This is a genomic window from Aneurinibacillus migulanus (assembly GCF_001274715.1).
GTDB classification, from domain to species: domain Bacteria; phylum Bacillota; class Bacilli; order Aneurinibacillales; family Aneurinibacillaceae; genus Aneurinibacillus; species Aneurinibacillus migulanus.
Genome location: NZ_LGUG01000004.1, coordinates 4,425,255 through 4,440,369 on the forward strand (window position 1 = coordinate 4,425,255; position 15,115 = coordinate 4,440,369).

At 46.7% G+C, this 15,115-nt stretch carries 13 protein-coding genes; 3 read left to right on the forward strand and 10 right to left on the reverse strand.

Annotation, left to right across the window (positions count from 1 at the left end):
* Positions 1-34: 34 nt before the first annotated feature.
* Positions 35-994: a proline dehydrogenase family protein gene (locus AF333_RS23050; protein WP_043068247.1), complete on the forward strand. Its 960-nt coding sequence runs from the start codon at positions 35-37 to the stop codon at positions 992-994.
* Between the two features lie 98 nt (positions 995-1,092).
* Here the strand turns inward: AF333_RS23050 and AF333_RS23055 are convergent, their stop codons facing one another.
* Together AF333_RS23055 and AF333_RS23060 are read right to left on the reverse strand one after the other, a co-directional pair.
* Entirely contained in the window at positions 1,093-2,661 is a 1,569-nt protein-coding gene (locus tag AF333_RS23055) for a flotillin family protein (RefSeq protein WP_080787906.1), read from the reverse strand.
* 20 nt (positions 2,662-2,681) lie between these two features.
* The gene (locus tag AF333_RS23060) at positions 2,682-3,215 is read right to left on the reverse strand and encodes a hypothetical protein (RefSeq protein WP_043067805.1); all 534 of its coding nucleotides are present in this window, start codon (positions 3,213-3,215) and stop codon (positions 2,682-2,684) included.
* Between the two features lie 156 nt (positions 3,216-3,371).
* Between AF333_RS23060 and AF333_RS23065 the strand changes: the two genes are divergently transcribed.
* Positions 3,372-3,917 (forward strand): hypothetical protein, encoded by a 546-nt coding sequence (locus AF333_RS23065; RefSeq protein ID WP_043067806.1) that lies wholly within the window; start codon positions 3,372-3,374, stop codon positions 3,915-3,917.
* A 59-nt stretch (positions 3,918-3,976) separates the two neighbouring features.
* On the opposite strand, the gene AF333_RS23070 is transcribed toward AF333_RS23065, so the two are convergent.
* Positions 3,977-4,846 (reverse strand): MBL fold metallo-hydrolase, encoded by an 870-nt coding sequence (locus AF333_RS23070; protein ID WP_043067807.1) that lies wholly within the window; start codon positions 4,844-4,846, stop codon positions 3,977-3,979.
* 176 nt (positions 4,847-5,022) lie between these two features.
* Positions 5,023-5,958: an AAA family ATPase gene (locus tag AF333_RS23075; protein ID WP_043067808.1), complete on the reverse strand. Its 936-nt coding sequence runs from the start codon at positions 5,956-5,958 to the stop codon at positions 5,023-5,025.
* 308 nt (positions 5,959-6,266) lie between these two features.
* Between AF333_RS23075 and AF333_RS32370 the strand changes: the two genes are divergently transcribed.
* A complete protein-coding gene (locus AF333_RS32370) occupies positions 6,267-6,965 on the forward strand; it encodes a CAP domain-containing protein (protein WP_043067809.1) in 699 nt (232 codons plus the stop codon).
* 82 nt (positions 6,966-7,047) lie between these two features.
* On the opposite strand, the gene AF333_RS23085 is transcribed toward AF333_RS32370, so the two are convergent.
* From AF333_RS23085 to AF333_RS23110, 6 genes are all read right to left on the reverse strand, one after another.
* Positions 7,048-8,163, reverse strand: coding sequence for a hypothetical protein (locus tag AF333_RS23085; protein WP_052812325.1), 1,116 nt, complete (start codon positions 8,161-8,163; stop codon positions 7,048-7,050).
* 42 nt (positions 8,164-8,205) lie between these two features.
* A complete protein-coding gene (locus AF333_RS23090; RefSeq protein WP_043067810.1) occupies positions 8,206-9,219 on the reverse strand; it encodes a Nif3-like dinuclear metal center hexameric protein in 1,014 nt (337 codons plus the stop codon).
* A gap of 123 nt (positions 9,220-9,342) precedes the next feature.
* Positions 9,343-9,708: a Na-translocating system protein MpsC family protein gene (locus tag AF333_RS23095; protein WP_043067811.1), complete on the reverse strand. Its 366-nt coding sequence runs from the start codon at positions 9,706-9,708 to the stop codon at positions 9,343-9,345.
* 137 nt (positions 9,709-9,845) lie between these two features.
* The gene (locus AF333_RS23100) at positions 9,846-10,250 is read right to left on the reverse strand and encodes a hypothetical protein (protein ID WP_043067812.1); all 405 of its coding nucleotides are present in this window, start codon (positions 10,248-10,250) and stop codon (positions 9,846-9,848) included.
* A gap of 78 nt (positions 10,251-10,328) precedes the next feature.
* Positions 10,329-11,762 (reverse strand): efflux RND transporter periplasmic adaptor subunit, encoded by a 1,434-nt coding sequence (locus tag AF333_RS23105; protein ID WP_043067813.1) that lies wholly within the window; start codon positions 11,760-11,762, stop codon positions 10,329-10,331.
* A complete protein-coding gene (locus AF333_RS23110; RefSeq protein ID WP_043067814.1) occupies positions 11,755-14,916 on the reverse strand; it encodes an efflux RND transporter permease subunit in 3,162 nt (1,053 codons plus the stop codon). Before AF333_RS23110 ends, AF333_RS23105 begins: the two co-directional genes overlap by 8 nt.
* Positions 14,917-15,115 lie beyond the last annotated feature (199 nt).

Consider the following 15,115-nt stretch of genomic DNA (forward strand, 5'->3'; position numbering starts at 1 on the left):
AGTTAAGTCAGTTCAGGAAGAAAGGGTGAATGGGATGTTAACTCCACAAGTTCAAGCAGCGCAGGCACTTAAATCAATTGCACGAAGCGAGCACATCAAATCATACCTCCAACAATCGGAGGAACTGTATCCGTTGGTTTTGCAAGCGGCAAAACGATTCATAACGGGAGAAAGCAGACAGGATGGAATCACCGTAGCGAAAGAAATGATAAGAAAAGGATACGCGGTTTCACTAGAATACATAGGTGAAAACATAAAAGGTGCAGGGGAATGTCATGAAGCCAAAGAAGAGTTTTTGCAGCTTATCGAAGAGATGGGGGCTGCATCCATAAACCAGACCGTTTCGCTCGACTTATCTCATATCGGACTGCTAGTGGACACTGAAATAACTTATACTCATCTCGTAGAGTTAGCCGAGAAAGCAAAATCATACAATATCACAGTGATGGTTAGCATGGAGGAATCCTCTAAAACGGACGATATTCTTGACATCTACAAGAGAGCAGTCAGGCACTATTCCAATGTAGGTATAAGCATACAGGCGCATTTATATCGCTCAGTTCAGGATCTTCATGAATTGATGAATTATCCAGGGAAAATACGAATTGTTAAAGGGGCATATCAGGAGCCTTGCAATGTAGCTATTCCCAGATCAAAGGAATTAAATGATCGCTACCTCCAGCTTGTAGAACAAGTGATGGAAGCAAATCATCCATTATCCATAGCTACCCATGATGAGTCGCTGATTCAGCAAATAGAGCAGCGTCACTGTCTTGCCCGTTCACATGTAGAGGTAGAAATGCTCTACGGTATACGTCCTGATTTATTAAAGAATGCAAAAGATAACGGGTATACAGCAAGAATGTATTTAACATACGGACAAGAATGGTATTTGTATCTGTGCCATCGACTTGCGGAATATCCGGAAAATCTGTACCTTGCCTTGACGGACATGATTGGGCCACCCGCAACAGATAAGTATGGTAGCTATTAAATGAAAAAATGATGACTCGTATAAAAACCGCGATCACCGTGGTTACGATTCTCCCGCTATTTACAAGCAGGAGAATCGTTATTTTGTATCCGCATGTTCTATTCAGATTTCTCTTTTGCTCCCACATCCGGAAAATCTGTCTTTTCAGTAAAAACGTCATGAATCTGCGAGGGCACTGTCGATGGCTGTACCGTTGTCACGGCCGGGGCTTCCTTCTTTCCCGCCAAGCTCTTAACAAGTTGTTCGAGGTCTAAGCCGGACACATCCTTAACCATTTGCGGCGCGGTTGCCATAAGCGATGTAACATAGTTGCTCACACGAGCTGCGCCATCGCCTTTCCCAGTATCTACTACCGTTAATTTTTCGATATTGCCCATCGGTTCGGCAATCTTGCCCGCCAGCTCTGGTAGCATCTTCACGATAATATCAAGCACAGCTGCCTCACCGAACTTCTGGAACGCTTCGGCAAGCTTCTCTTTCGCCTCCGCTTCAGCCAGACCTCTCAGGCGCACAACCTCCGCTTCCGCCGAACCTTTAGCACGCTCCGCTTCGGCAATCGCCAGACCATCCAAACGCTTCTGTTCGGCCATCGCTTTTGCTTCTGCCTCAATACGATATTTATGTGCGTCCGCTTCCCGCATCCGCTTCGCTTTCTCCGCTTCCGCTGCCTGTTCGACCGCATAGCGATCAGCGTCTGCTTTCTTCTTCACTTCTGCATCATATTGCTTCTCACGACGTAGAATCTCTTTCTCTTCCAGGTCGATTTCCCGTTCTTTACGCACTAGCTCGACCCTCATTTGTTCTTCTACTACCGACTGTTTGGAACGCGCCTCCTGAACGAAGTACGCTTGGTCCGCTTCGGCTTTGGCCATGTCTTGATCTTTTTTGAATGATGCGACCTTCAATTCCTTTTCCTTGGACGCTTCCGCAATGTTCGTATCACGCAGAAGCTCCGCTTTCTGTCCTTCCTCTTCTGCCAATGCTTTCTTAATGCGAGAATCACGAACAGCCTCTGCCTCAGCAATGTCAGCATCGCGCTTTACTGCTGCGATGCGAGGCCGTCCCAAGGCATCGAGATAGCCGTGTTTATCCCGTACATCTTTAATAGTGAAAGAGACGATTTGCAAGCCCATCTTTTTTAAATCTTTTGCAGCCACGCCCTGCACTTCCTGTGCGAAACGATCCCGATTACGATACACCTCTTCTACGGTCATCGAACCAAGAATAGCACGCAAGTGACCTTCAAGCACCTCCTGGGCTTCACTCTTGAGCGCTTCGATCGGCTTACCCATGAACTGTTCGGCCGCGGTGGATACGTCTTCGATTGAGCTGCCAATTTTGATAATAGCTACCCCGTCCGCCATGACTGGTACACCTTGTTCGGTATATACTTCAGGTGTAGAAATATCAAGTTTATGTGATAACAACGAAATAAATTCAGCACTCTGGAAAATAGGAAGAATGAATGCTCCCCCGCCACGTACGATTTTAATACTTCGGCCAGACTCATCTGTTACGACACTCTTACTTCCAAGAAATGTACCTGTAACGATCATGGCTTCATCTGGACCTACTGTCTTATAACGCGCCCAGAAAGCGAGTCCAAGTACCACCAGAATAACTACCACAATAATTGGAACTGTAAGTACACCTAAACCTACTAGCATTGTATATTCCTCCTTCTATGCTAACTTTCATCAAATGGCGTTACGTATAACGTGCCATCCTTTCCCACATCGACGACTACGATTCGTACTCCATTCGGGATCTCACTTCGTGTTACGCTCTCGGCAATCTGATTGGTATGACCGGCCCCTACCTTTAACAGCACTTCCCCACATCCCTTAGCGGGAATGGGGGTAATGACCTCACCGGGATATCCGATTAAATCCCGGACAGAAAAGCCACTCGTATTCTCTGCCTTCTGCATCGGCTTAATGAAAACAAGATACATAAGAACCGCGAAAATGAAACCGATGATAAGTGACATACCAAGCACGATAATCTGTGCGAGCAATAATACCTGCGTCAGTACGATACCGGCGCCACCGAATCCAACCAGTCCTCCGATAAAGACTAGTGGACGTAGTACGTGCCCGAAGTCCAGGTGCAGAAAGTCAAGCAATCCATCCAACGCACTATCGATGAGTTCACCAAGTAAGACCGTAATCAGCGCAAAGACGACACCGATGATGAGACAAATCCAATAAAGTTCGAGCATCCTCCTTCCTCTCCTTCTATCGTGGAATTTTATACCTTTACATACGAATTTTAGTGGATAACGGTTACAAAAATTAAAAAGATTAACTAAATAATTTGTTTATATCCTATTTGCATGGACAGGCTCATATATTGAAAACAGGAGGTGGACATTCACTTGAAAGCATATAGATTTGTAATGGCCTTGATACTACTCGCCACTCTCTTATTGGTTGCAGGTGGATGCGAGTTTGGGAAAACAGGTGCCACCGAAGAGACGAGTCAACAGCAACCTGTCGAAGCATCAGATTTACAGCATTTTTCAATGTTGGCAGGCTCCCGTGATGAAACATCCCTTAAAGCTCTCGCCGAATCCATCACCAAAGCACAAACGATCGAAAAAGAACTACAGCTCATCCTAACGGAAATGCAGCATAACGATGAATTTATCGAGGCACAGGAAAGCTTTGAAACAGCCCGGCAGGAAATTCTGTATATATGGAATACAGTGCATAACGAGCTACGGTTCGATGACCCGCTCCTGCAAAAGCGAAAAGAAGCATATGAAGCGATCCTTACGGAATACCGGGAAGGATTAGGGATACAGCTTGCCGGTATGAAGAATGCCGATGCAGTTAAAACGATGGAAGGGATAGAACAGACTAAAAAAGCCAAGCAAAAGCTGGACACGCTGGCTGCCGCTACCCTTCATCTGACCAAATAGACGCCCATGTTATACGCAAGTAAGGCGGAACGGCCATCTCAAACCGCTCCGCCTTAACATTATAGGCGTTCCTCTTTCATTTCTTTAATCAGCATATGCAACGCTTCTTTCATTCTTTCCCGCGATAGGTGCACTCTGTCTCCATGACCCGGCAGCACCCATTCGAATTCTTCTTCAAGCAATCGAGCCATTGACTCCCCCTGTCTTCTCCACGAGTACCAGCAATGGTCTTTATGACCGTCCAGCTTTCCTGTATCCCGATCCCAGGACAGATGGTCGCCAGTGAACAGAAATGTGTCATCATGCAGTAGTACGATATGGCCCGCGGTATGGCCCGGAACAGGAATGATACGAAAGCCTGGCTTCCAATCCAGAGCCTCTGTACCCTCAATAATATGTTCAGCATCCGGCTGTGCTTCTTGCTCCAGTTTATGAATAATCCGTTCTGCACCAAAATAAAGGGCATATCGTTTCGCATCGGCAACATCATCCTCATGGGTCAAAAAAATATAGCGTACCCCTCCCATTTCTTCTAGCTTTTTCGCAAAAGCAGGTACATATCGCGGCGCATCGATAAGCCAATTGCCGTCCGGATGCATAAGAAAGTAACTGCTTGCTCCAAACGATTTGCGTGAGGTATAACCACAGTAGTATACTCGTTCAGTCAACTGAAGAGGAAACGCATCCATCGCTTCTGATATATCACTTTTATCATCGCTTCCAATGGCACCCGTTGGACAGGCTAGCAGAGCATAAAGTGCCCGTCTCTGCTCTTCCTTTCTCTTTGGCTGGCGGGTCACTGCCGAGTAACGGCCTACTTCTGCAAATATATCCGGCGCAAGCTGACGACATGTATCGCAGTTAATACAAGCCGCATTGACATAAAAATCACCTGCTACATTCGACTTAAGGCGTTCGACTCTGTTCATTGTGCGTTCCCTTCCTTTCCGTTTGGCTCCTCTATTCGACCGGAACATGGACCAGCACTCCATATCACCTTATGACTTTCTTCGAGTTTATACGCGAAAATCCTTTAAAAAGCCGAGCTTTTGACGACGGAGTAAAAGATAAAACCGTCCGACTATAAAACCGGACGGTTTTATACTTATTCTTTTTCAAAGTCTCCCGCCTTCAGCTCCATGAGCATTTCTCTGTTTACTTGATGCTCGGCGTGGTTGGTTACGATACGGATCGCCTGCTGACGAATCGCTTTCTCGATCATATTTCTTACAAAACGTGCGTTGCTAAAATAATCGCTTCCATCCTCTCTCTCACCTGTTAATTGTTTGCGTACTAGTTGGCGAGCTTCAGGCGATAAATAGTACACCTGATCTTTGCACATTGTATCCGCAATATCGAGCAGTTGCTGGATCGTGTAGTCGGGAAAGTCAAGTTTAATTGGAAATCTGGACGGCAGGCCTGGGTTGGATGCGAGAAACGAGTCCATTTCTTCGTTATACCCGGCCAAAATTACAATCAATTGCTTGCGGTCATCTTCCAGGCTTTTAATCAATGTATCGATACATTCTTTGCCGAAATCCTTTTCCCCACCTCGTACAAGTGAATAAGCCTCATCAATAAATAAAACGCCGCCTAGCGCTTTTTTAATAATATCCCTTGTCTTAGATGCGGTATGACCGATATATTCGCCAACTAAATCAGCGCGCTCCACTTCCACAAGATGCCCTTTCTCCAGTACCCCCATATCTTTAAATAATTTGCCGAGAATGCGGGCCACTGTCGTCTTGCCCGTACCTGGATTGCCGCGGAACACCATATGAAACATATGCGGCGCATTACGCAGACCCTGCTCTTCTCTAAGTCTACGGATCGTTAGAAATGCGTAGATTTCATAGACAAGCTTCTTGACTTCGTCAAGCCCAACCAGGTTCTCCAATTCTTTTAACGCCCCGGACTCCCGTTCAAGCGACTTCTCCATGCGCGAACTAATAATCTGTTCACGGCTCTGTGGTCTGGGATCCTCGTTTCGAAACACTACTTTAATCTGATTGCCGGTGGTAGTCTGACCCGTCGCCTTCATTCTCTCACCCCGAATCGCTTCAGCGTTTCGTTCTCCTTCCTAACGGCCTTTCATTCTTTCATTTTTATTACTGTATGTATCAAATCGGAAAATTAGGAGTCAAAGAAGCGGCAGGGTACAAAAATACGCCTGTTCTTGTCCCTGGGAAAAACGTATCACACAACAAGCGCTAATAGAGAATATACAGATTTATTTTATTTACCTGTAAACAGTTTGTAAACATTACCATGTTCTTTGCTCGGAATTATATGTTACTATGTGAAATGTTACGGCAACTTGCCGAATTTTTTTACAACAGGAGTGACAACATGAAGAAAATCATTGCAGCATCCGTACTGTGTACATCTTTGCTAGGAGCCAGCTTCTCGGTAACACACGCGGCAAATGAATGCCCTACGCCGAAGACTATTACGTTCGCTTCCCAAAATGGTAACTTGAAGCAGGCTGACCTGCAAAACTGGGTAAATCAGTATTTGAAGAAATGCCAGCAAGCGGGAATCAAGCCTAATCTTCAGCAAATTCAGAAGCCTGTAGAAGAACAACAAAAACCAGCACCTAAACCAGCGCAAAAACCAGCTCCTACTCAAGCTCAAGCACCTGTAGAAAGCAAACCGACAACGGAAGGTTTAACAGCAGATGAAAAACAGATGTTTGACCTTGTCAATCAGGAACGCGCACAGCAGGGCCTCGCTCCGCTGAAGGTTAACATGGAACTTCAAAAACTCGCTCGCCTGAAAGCAAAAGATATGATTGATAAAAACTACTTTAGTCACCAATCACCAACGTATGGCTCTCCGTTTGATATGATGAAGCGTTACGGCGTGCAATACCGTACAGCAGGTGAAAACATTGCGGGCAATTCCTCCGTACAGGGAGCACATACGTCTCTCATGAATTCTGATGGTCACCGTAAAAACATTCTGAATTCTGCTTTTACTGAAGTAGGAATCGGCATTGTAGATGGCGGACCGTATGGAAAAATGTTCGTGCAAATGTTTAAAGGATAAGAATTAAGATGGAGGAAAAGCCAGGCTCAGTACGAGCTTGGCTTTTTTTCGTTAGTAAAATTATGTCCAAGAAACCTGCAGGCTATACGAGCAAGGGAGTAAGTCCAAAGGCAATGATCGTCACAGTAATAAAACGCATAATAATTCCAATAATAGCGGCTGTTAACGCTTCCCGTGCAGTTACGTCCGAATTAACAGACCAGATGGCTGGAATTTGACCGAGCACATCAGAGAGAGGAAGTCCGGATGCCGCCAGCACGAACGCACCAACGACCAGCCGAGGATCGATGCTTGCAGCAATTTCTTGCAGTTGTCCCATCGCCAACGTAGGCGATGCCATAATCGCTGTAATTCCTGTTCCCGGATGAACGCCAACAAAACCGAGAAATCCGGATAACGACTGTTCGAACGGTTTCCATACGCCTATGTAATCCAGCAAACCGATTAAACTGTAAATAACGGCAATCGCCGGAATCACGAGCAGGAACAGCAATTCAGCTCCTTCACGGGCCCCCTGGAAAATGGTCTGAAATGGCGGCGTTTTGGGTGTAAAGCTAGGCAAATCCTTCAGCGCCACCGCTCTTGTATTTCTATATATCGTCCTGCTGAGCACGAATGGTACGATTACCAAAGGAGCAAACACTGCACAGAGTACAACAGGGAAAGCATTAATACCTGCCAACGACAGCGCAATGAGGCCAAGCATAAAACAGGAGAACGATTGTTGGGATTGTACCATGGTCGCAATGGCAATACATTGCTCGTCCCGTGTGGCGCCAGCCTGTTTCATAATTGGGCCTCCAATGCGCCCAGCGGCGTTAATGTCACCGAGAATATTGTAGACACCCGGAATAACGACTGCAGGATTGATTTTCATCCTGTTCGCTAACGGAACAAATAGACGGATGAGCGCATCGGTAAACCCCATCCTTTCCAACGCACGTCCAACCATAACGCTAAGTATAATCGATACGCCTACATTTCCCATCAAAAATATATCGACAACAATCGGCTTCACTTTGTCCAGCATACTGGTAAACGCATTGCCGATGATTTCGGGACTAATAATGAAGATAATCCCTAGTAGCGCGACCGACAACAATCCAATGCGATTACTTCCTCCTGCCCGCTTTCCTGCTTCTTCTGCACCCGTTGACAAATCGACAATTTCATGCAATTGTTCCGCTGGCTTGGACATGCGATTTCCTCCTTTAATTCATCACATGGAATGTATGTGGGTTTATACAGGAATCTTCTTGACGAGGTACGAGAGCGCCATCTGCTTGCCATACGTACGGATTGCGGTGCACCCTGCCGCATGGAGTGGCATCGACACGACCCGTTCCCGGAATACGACGACCTCAACTTCGGGAAGCAGGCTATCCAATGCATAAGCAAGCGGCAATCCGTTTTCGAAAATCTCCAATGCATGTGAATTGCCGAACAGCATATTCAAACCAAGTTCCCTAGCTGTCTGAATTAACGGGTGGCCCGGACGCATCCGGCTAATAGAAGCAATAATCGTATCCGTATGAGGAAACAGGTGTACTGCCTGACGAAGATGCTCGGCAGTGAACCCCGTATGGGGAAAAATATGCAGAATATGATGCACAGGGCTTTTTCTGTCTCCAAGCACGATTTGCGCCCGGGTGGCATGACCGCTTTCTTTCAGCAAAGGAGAATCGTAAACCAGTTGTTCGCCCTTCAGCAGCTTGTCCTCCTGTTCATAACCCATATAATCAGACAAACGCCGTAAAATATCTCCCATCGTCTTTACTTCCGGTAATGCAGTACCCGCGTACAGTACATTTCCTTCCAGACCAGCAAAATGCGTATTTACATGATGCACCTCATGTCCATGAAGCGTAGGAATGCCAGGATGAAGTCCATGAAATGCTTCATGCAATTCCAGCGCCGCAATGCCATATAAGTCAAGGTAATGCTTCAATGTTACACCTCCTGAACTGGCTGCATCCGCAAGCGGATGGTGCGCAATAATTGCGTCCACCTCCATTGCCTGCGCCAGCTCAATATCCTGCTCTGACATCGTCATCGCTACCGCTAGTCGACGCACCGGCCAATCTGGATCTCCATACACCAGTCCTGGTGTCTCAATGACTTCCTTGCCGGGAATGCCGGACGATTTCATGACTACAAATGGATGTCTTCCCATCGTGACATCTTCGGGGCGGCGCTGCACCCGTCCCCCGGTGATATCGTCTAACGCTTTTACAATGTCTCGTACTGTCGCCATGTTCTTTCCTCCTTCTTACTATTTAGCAAATAAAAAAACAGCCGCCAGTATCCGCACGTTCATCTTCGTGCGCAGAAATACTGACGGCTGTCCTGCTCTCGGTTTCGAGTTCATTCGGCCCGTCTATAAATATACTTCTACATCCTCTTCCAAAATAATGACAGTCGCTGCAAGTTCTGTATGCGGATCATAATCTTTAAAAATCGATACGATGGAGAATCCGAACGTTGCGGTGAAATGCTTACGCAGATGCTGCTTGAATTCATCGATAAGCATAACGTCCAGAGTTCGGGTCAACTCTCTATTCTTCCCATCGATTGTCCGCATCGCATATACGCGCTTATGTAGCGTAGTGAATACGATTTTGTTACCAATGCAGTCAACCTGCTGCTTGCGTACGCCAGCATCAAACAGGCGCTTATTTACCTGATTGTATTCACGGCTTAACGCTTGCTTCAAATCTCCCATCGATTTTTCCGTCCGATTCATAAGCAACTCCGTTTTGCAGCATTTTGGTTTCTCTTATCATACCTTAACAGCATTTTAATAGTCAATATATTTTATATTTTTAGATTATTTTACATATAAAAAGAGACAGGCGGTTTCGCCTGTCTCCATTTCTGCAGCTATTTGATTCGGATCGTAAATGAAATTTTCGTGTTAGGATAAGGCTTATGATTGTTGCGCACCAGTTCAACCGCAAACGAGTGAGGACCAGACGTCAGGTTCGGCACCTCAAGCGTATTATTATACACCCGGGTTAGCTTATTATCTACCCATACATTCACGTATCCTTCACCTGGCTCTATTTCGGACTGTCCCTCCGGCGCATACATAAAGTTTCGCGTCAAAAACGTTAAATACACGGTATTCCCTTCAATGGAGTGCGACACCGCAAGCGACGGTGACTGGGCGATGACTTCCTGGCTTTGCGCAGTTTCATCCGGCAATTTCTCCGGCGTTCGTTCCTGACAACCGGCAATTCCTACTGCAATCAGCAGCACCAGCACATATCCAAACGCTTTTTTCATAACTCCTGCCCTCCTGTGTAGAACTCTCTTTCACAGGATGGACAGGAGCGTTCGTTTCTAAACGAATGTTTACGTTTTTTATTTTTTTATGGTAATTTTTACGCCATCTGCTACTAGCGATTGGCCTTTAAAGATGACTTTTTCTCCCTCTTTCAAGCCTGTCACCATCGTGCGCTCACTATTCTGCTCGACAATAGTAATCGGTTTACGTACTGGCTTGTCTCCTTGCGCTACATAAACGTACGGCTTGTTCTCTTCCGTTAGAATCGCGCTCGTTGGAACGATAAGACCCTGCTTGGCCGTAGGCGAGGCAACATTCACCTGAATTGCCATGCCGCCTTTGATGTTCCCCTCAGGATTCGGTATCTCCACTGTTACAGGATACCCTTTCGACTGCTGATTCAGCGGACTGATGCTGACAATTTTACCATTTGTTTTGTGTTTCAAGGACGGTATTTCGATTCCAACCGTCTGGTTCATCGCAAACAAACCGATAAGATTTTCCGGCGCATTGATGACAACTTTCATCGGATCTAGATTAGCAAGTACTATAAACGGGTTTTGCGGGGACGAGAAATCCCCTATTTCTCCATTGATCGTGCCTATCGTTCCGGAGATGGGTGCTACAACGACTGCATTATTCAAATTATCGCGCGCGATTCGCAAGTTCAACTCCTCCTGCGCAAGCTGCTTACGTGCCACTTCTATGCTTTCTGATCCACCGGCGTTTTGCACCTGTTTCTTGGCAGTGGCAAGTGCGGACTGCGCGTTCTTACGAGATTCTTCTGCACTGCGCTTCGACGCTTCTGCATTCTTTAATGACACATCCGCTTTCTTCTGCTGGATTTGCGCTTCCTGAATGGCGATTTGGGCATTCTTCAACAATGTCTGTGCCTGTTCAAGATCTTTCTTCGTTGTCGCGCCCTGCTTGAACAACATTTCCATTCGTTCGGCATTCGTTTTTGCATCCTCATATCCCTGCTGGGCTTTTTCCAACTGTGCATTCGCCTGCCCCATATCATTGTATGCATTCGTAATGCTGTTTTGCGCTTGTTCATACGAGCTATTCGCCTGAGCCAATGCACTGTTGGCCTGGTTAACCCCGGACTGCGCAGAATTAACTCCGCTTCTCGTCTGAGCCTGCGTCTGGGCCAGCGAAGCACGAGAGAGCGCCACTTTCTCCTGTGACTGAGCTACCGTATCGCGCAGCTCTTTATCGTCAAGGCGAAACAATACATCGCCCGCGCTCACTTTTTGTCCGACCTTTACCGGAAGCGAGGTCACTTTGGCGCTCACTTTTGGCACAACATTGACCACTTGCGATGGCTGGGTCGTGCCTGTAAGTGTTCGGCCTTTATCAAGCGTTCCCTTGAGAACCGGCTCTACTTCTACTGGTACAGTTTGAGCCTGTACAGGCGCTGCTGCCTCCTGGCTTCCGCCACCGCATCCTGCTACAACGACGCTCGTTGCCACGAGGCCGGCAACCGTCATTCCTATTACTATCTTACGCATTGAACGATTCTCCTCCTGTTTTCTTCTCTCTGCGCTGTCTTCTCTTTTCACGACGTTCCATCCGACGCTTTCTCTTTTTTTGAATTCTATCATCAAATAAAGTATATACGACAGGTACAAGCACAAGGGTAACCAAAGTAGAGAACGTTAGACCGAATGCTACTACAATGGCCATCGGAGCCTGCGCTTCTGATCCTTCCCCGCCACCAAAGGCCAGCGGCAAAATCGCAAGCACAGTGGTGAGTGTCGTCATCAGGATCGGACGCAACCGTACCGGTCCCGCCTTCTTGACCGCTTCATCCCGTTCCATACCTTCCGCACGTAGTGTATTGATATAGTCAATCAATACGATCGCATTGTTTACAACGATACCGACCAGCAAAATGCAACCCATCAACGCCGATACGTTCAGCGAATATCCGGTTACCAGCAAGCCGATAACGACGCCGATAAACGTCGGCGGAATGGAGAACATAATGACAAACGGATAGAACAGTGACTCAAATTGGCTTGCCATAACCATGTATACGAGCGCAATAGCAAGAATAATAGCCATACCCAGACTTGAGAACGATTCGGCCTGAGCTTCCGCCTGACCGCCTTTATCAATAACGTAGCCGTCCGGCAGCTTTAACTGGGCAAGCTTGGCGTCAATCTCCTCGTTAACCACATTCAAAGGTCGGCCTATAATATCGCCGTTCACGCTGACTTCGCGCGTCTGATTTGTCCGGTTAATTTCCTGCGGAATACCTTCTTTTGAAATTGTCGCCACTTGTCCAACCGCAACTTGAGCTCCGGACTGAGTGGACATCATCAGTCCTTCGATATTATTCATCTCGGATTTAAAGTTTTCCGGAAACTTAACACGGACATCAATCTCATCGTCCCCTGTCCGGTACTGTGTAGCAATCTGGCCATCGAACGCGGTGCGTACAGCACTCATTACCTGGCTAGCCGTAACACCGTATTGTGCTGCCAGATTACTGTCTACCTTCAATGTAAATTGCTTGGTTTCATTCTGTAGTGACGTCTCCACATTACGTGTGCCGTCCACTTCTTTGACGATATTTTTAATCGTATCACTAATGTCAGCGAGCACGTTTAAATCATCCCCGCGAATCGAAATAGCAATCGGTTTTCCAGTGGACATCCCGCTCGAATCACTAGCTTCCGCCTTAATCTTCGCCCCTGGAATGTCTTTAACTTTCGCACGAAGCTCTTCTACAATCTGATCTGTTGAACGCTTGCGCTCGTCCTTCGGTACAAGCTTCAACTGAACGGATGCCATGTGAGCGGTCTGTGTCTGGATAACATCCGGTCCGCCTGAGCTTCCAATTGAGGTATTAACAATATTTTTTTCCGGAATGTTATTAACAAACTTCTCTACTTGATGCACAATGTTTTCTGTCTCTTCTAATTTAGAGCCTGGAGGAAGCTCAATGCTTACTTTTATTTCACCCTGATCAAACGAGCTCATGAATTCTTTACCGACCATCGGCGAAATAAATACACCAATGGCGACAACCATTGCGATAATCGTTGATAGTATGACAGTTTTACGGTGGGAAATAGCCCAGCTAATCAAGCGTCCGTATGCTTTGCTTACGCGATGGAAGCCTTTTTGGAACAAAACCATCGGCGTCTTTTTGTCAGAGCGCAGATAATCCTCTTCCTCACGTGGAGGTTCCTTCAATAGCTTTGAAGCCATCATCGGCACAAGCGTAATCGAGGCAAGCAACGCGGCAATATGCGAGAACACAACGGTCAACGCCAACGGTCCAAACAGCTGCGCAGCTAAACCTTCTACGAACACGATCGGCAGGAATACGCAAATCTGCGCCAGCGCCGACGCCATAACGGCAGTGCCTACCTCTTTTGCCCCTACAATCGAGGCAAGTGTAACATCAAGTCCAGCCTGCCGCTTTCGATAGATGCTCTCCAGCACAACGACTGCAAAGTCTACCAGTGAACCAAGTCCGAGCGTCAGACCAGCCAGTGAAATCAGGTTAATCGTCTGTCCGCCGAAATACATAAGAGCGAACGTAGCGACGACAGAAATCGGAATAACAATCGCCACAACCAGCATGGAACGAAAGCTATGTAGGAACAAGTATAAAATTACTACCGCGAATAGACCGCCTACAATAGCGTGCTCCGCAACTGTGAAGATGGAATCTTTAATGAACACGGAATCATCCAGAATGGTGTCCAGCTTCACCCCCTGCGGCAATTGCGGCTTAAGTGCTTCCAGCTCCTTCGTAACCCCATTGGCTACCTCAACCGTATTGGCACCTGATGCTTTCATTACGCTAATTCCCAGACTTGGCTGGTTATTTACCGTTGCTATCTGAGTAACTTTCTTATAACCGTCCGTTACCGTTAGCAGATCCGCCAATTGAATGGTTCCTCCCTGTGGTAACGTAATCGGTGTAGCACCAATATCTTGTGGGTTATCAAATTCTCCTGTGACTTTAATACTAACGTTGCGATCGCCTTCTGTTACGCTTCCCGCCGTACCGGACAGGTTACGCGCGCTTAGGCTTTGCGTAATCTGCTCAACAGTCAATCCGTATGTATTAAGCGCATTCGGATTAATCGTTAACTGAATCTCGCGTGTTTTCCCTCCGGTAATCCCTACAGAGGCAACGCCATCCACCCGTTCGATACGGGACTTTATCAAATCTTTCGCAACCTTATTCAGTTCAACGACATCCATCGGTCCTGACAGTGCTAGCTCTATAATCGGCGTACTGTTCGGGTCTGCCTTTACTACCCGCGGCGAACCTGCACTTTTAGGCAACGATCCACGTATAAGGTCCACTTTTTCACGCATATCCAGCGTGGCTTGATCCATGTCAGTACCCCAGTTAAATTCGGCGATAACCTGGGACGCACCGTTAATGGAAACCGAGCGAATCTTCTTAAGATTGCTAACTGTTCCGATGGCTCCTTCCATCGGTTTGGAGATAAGATTCTCCACCTCCTCTGGTGTCGCCCCTTCATAACTGGTTGCGACCATTGCTATAGGTATGTTCATCTCCGGATACAAATCTACCTTCAACTTCGGCAGCGAAATAATGCCGAACAGGACTACTGCCACGATCAGCATTACAATGGTAATCGGCTTTTTTACCGACCATTCAGCTACTTTCACCCTGATATCTCCCCTTCTTCTCCTGTATCTTTGCCATGTTCTAGCACTTTAGATTCTACGATAAATCACAGAAAATAGTTTCACTTTACGCACAAAACAGTATATTTTTCCGTGAATCCATGTTCATTTTAAACGATCTACGCAAAAAATTAAACAATAAATTTAGGACATTACGCATCCAACAAAAAACCTCAAAAGG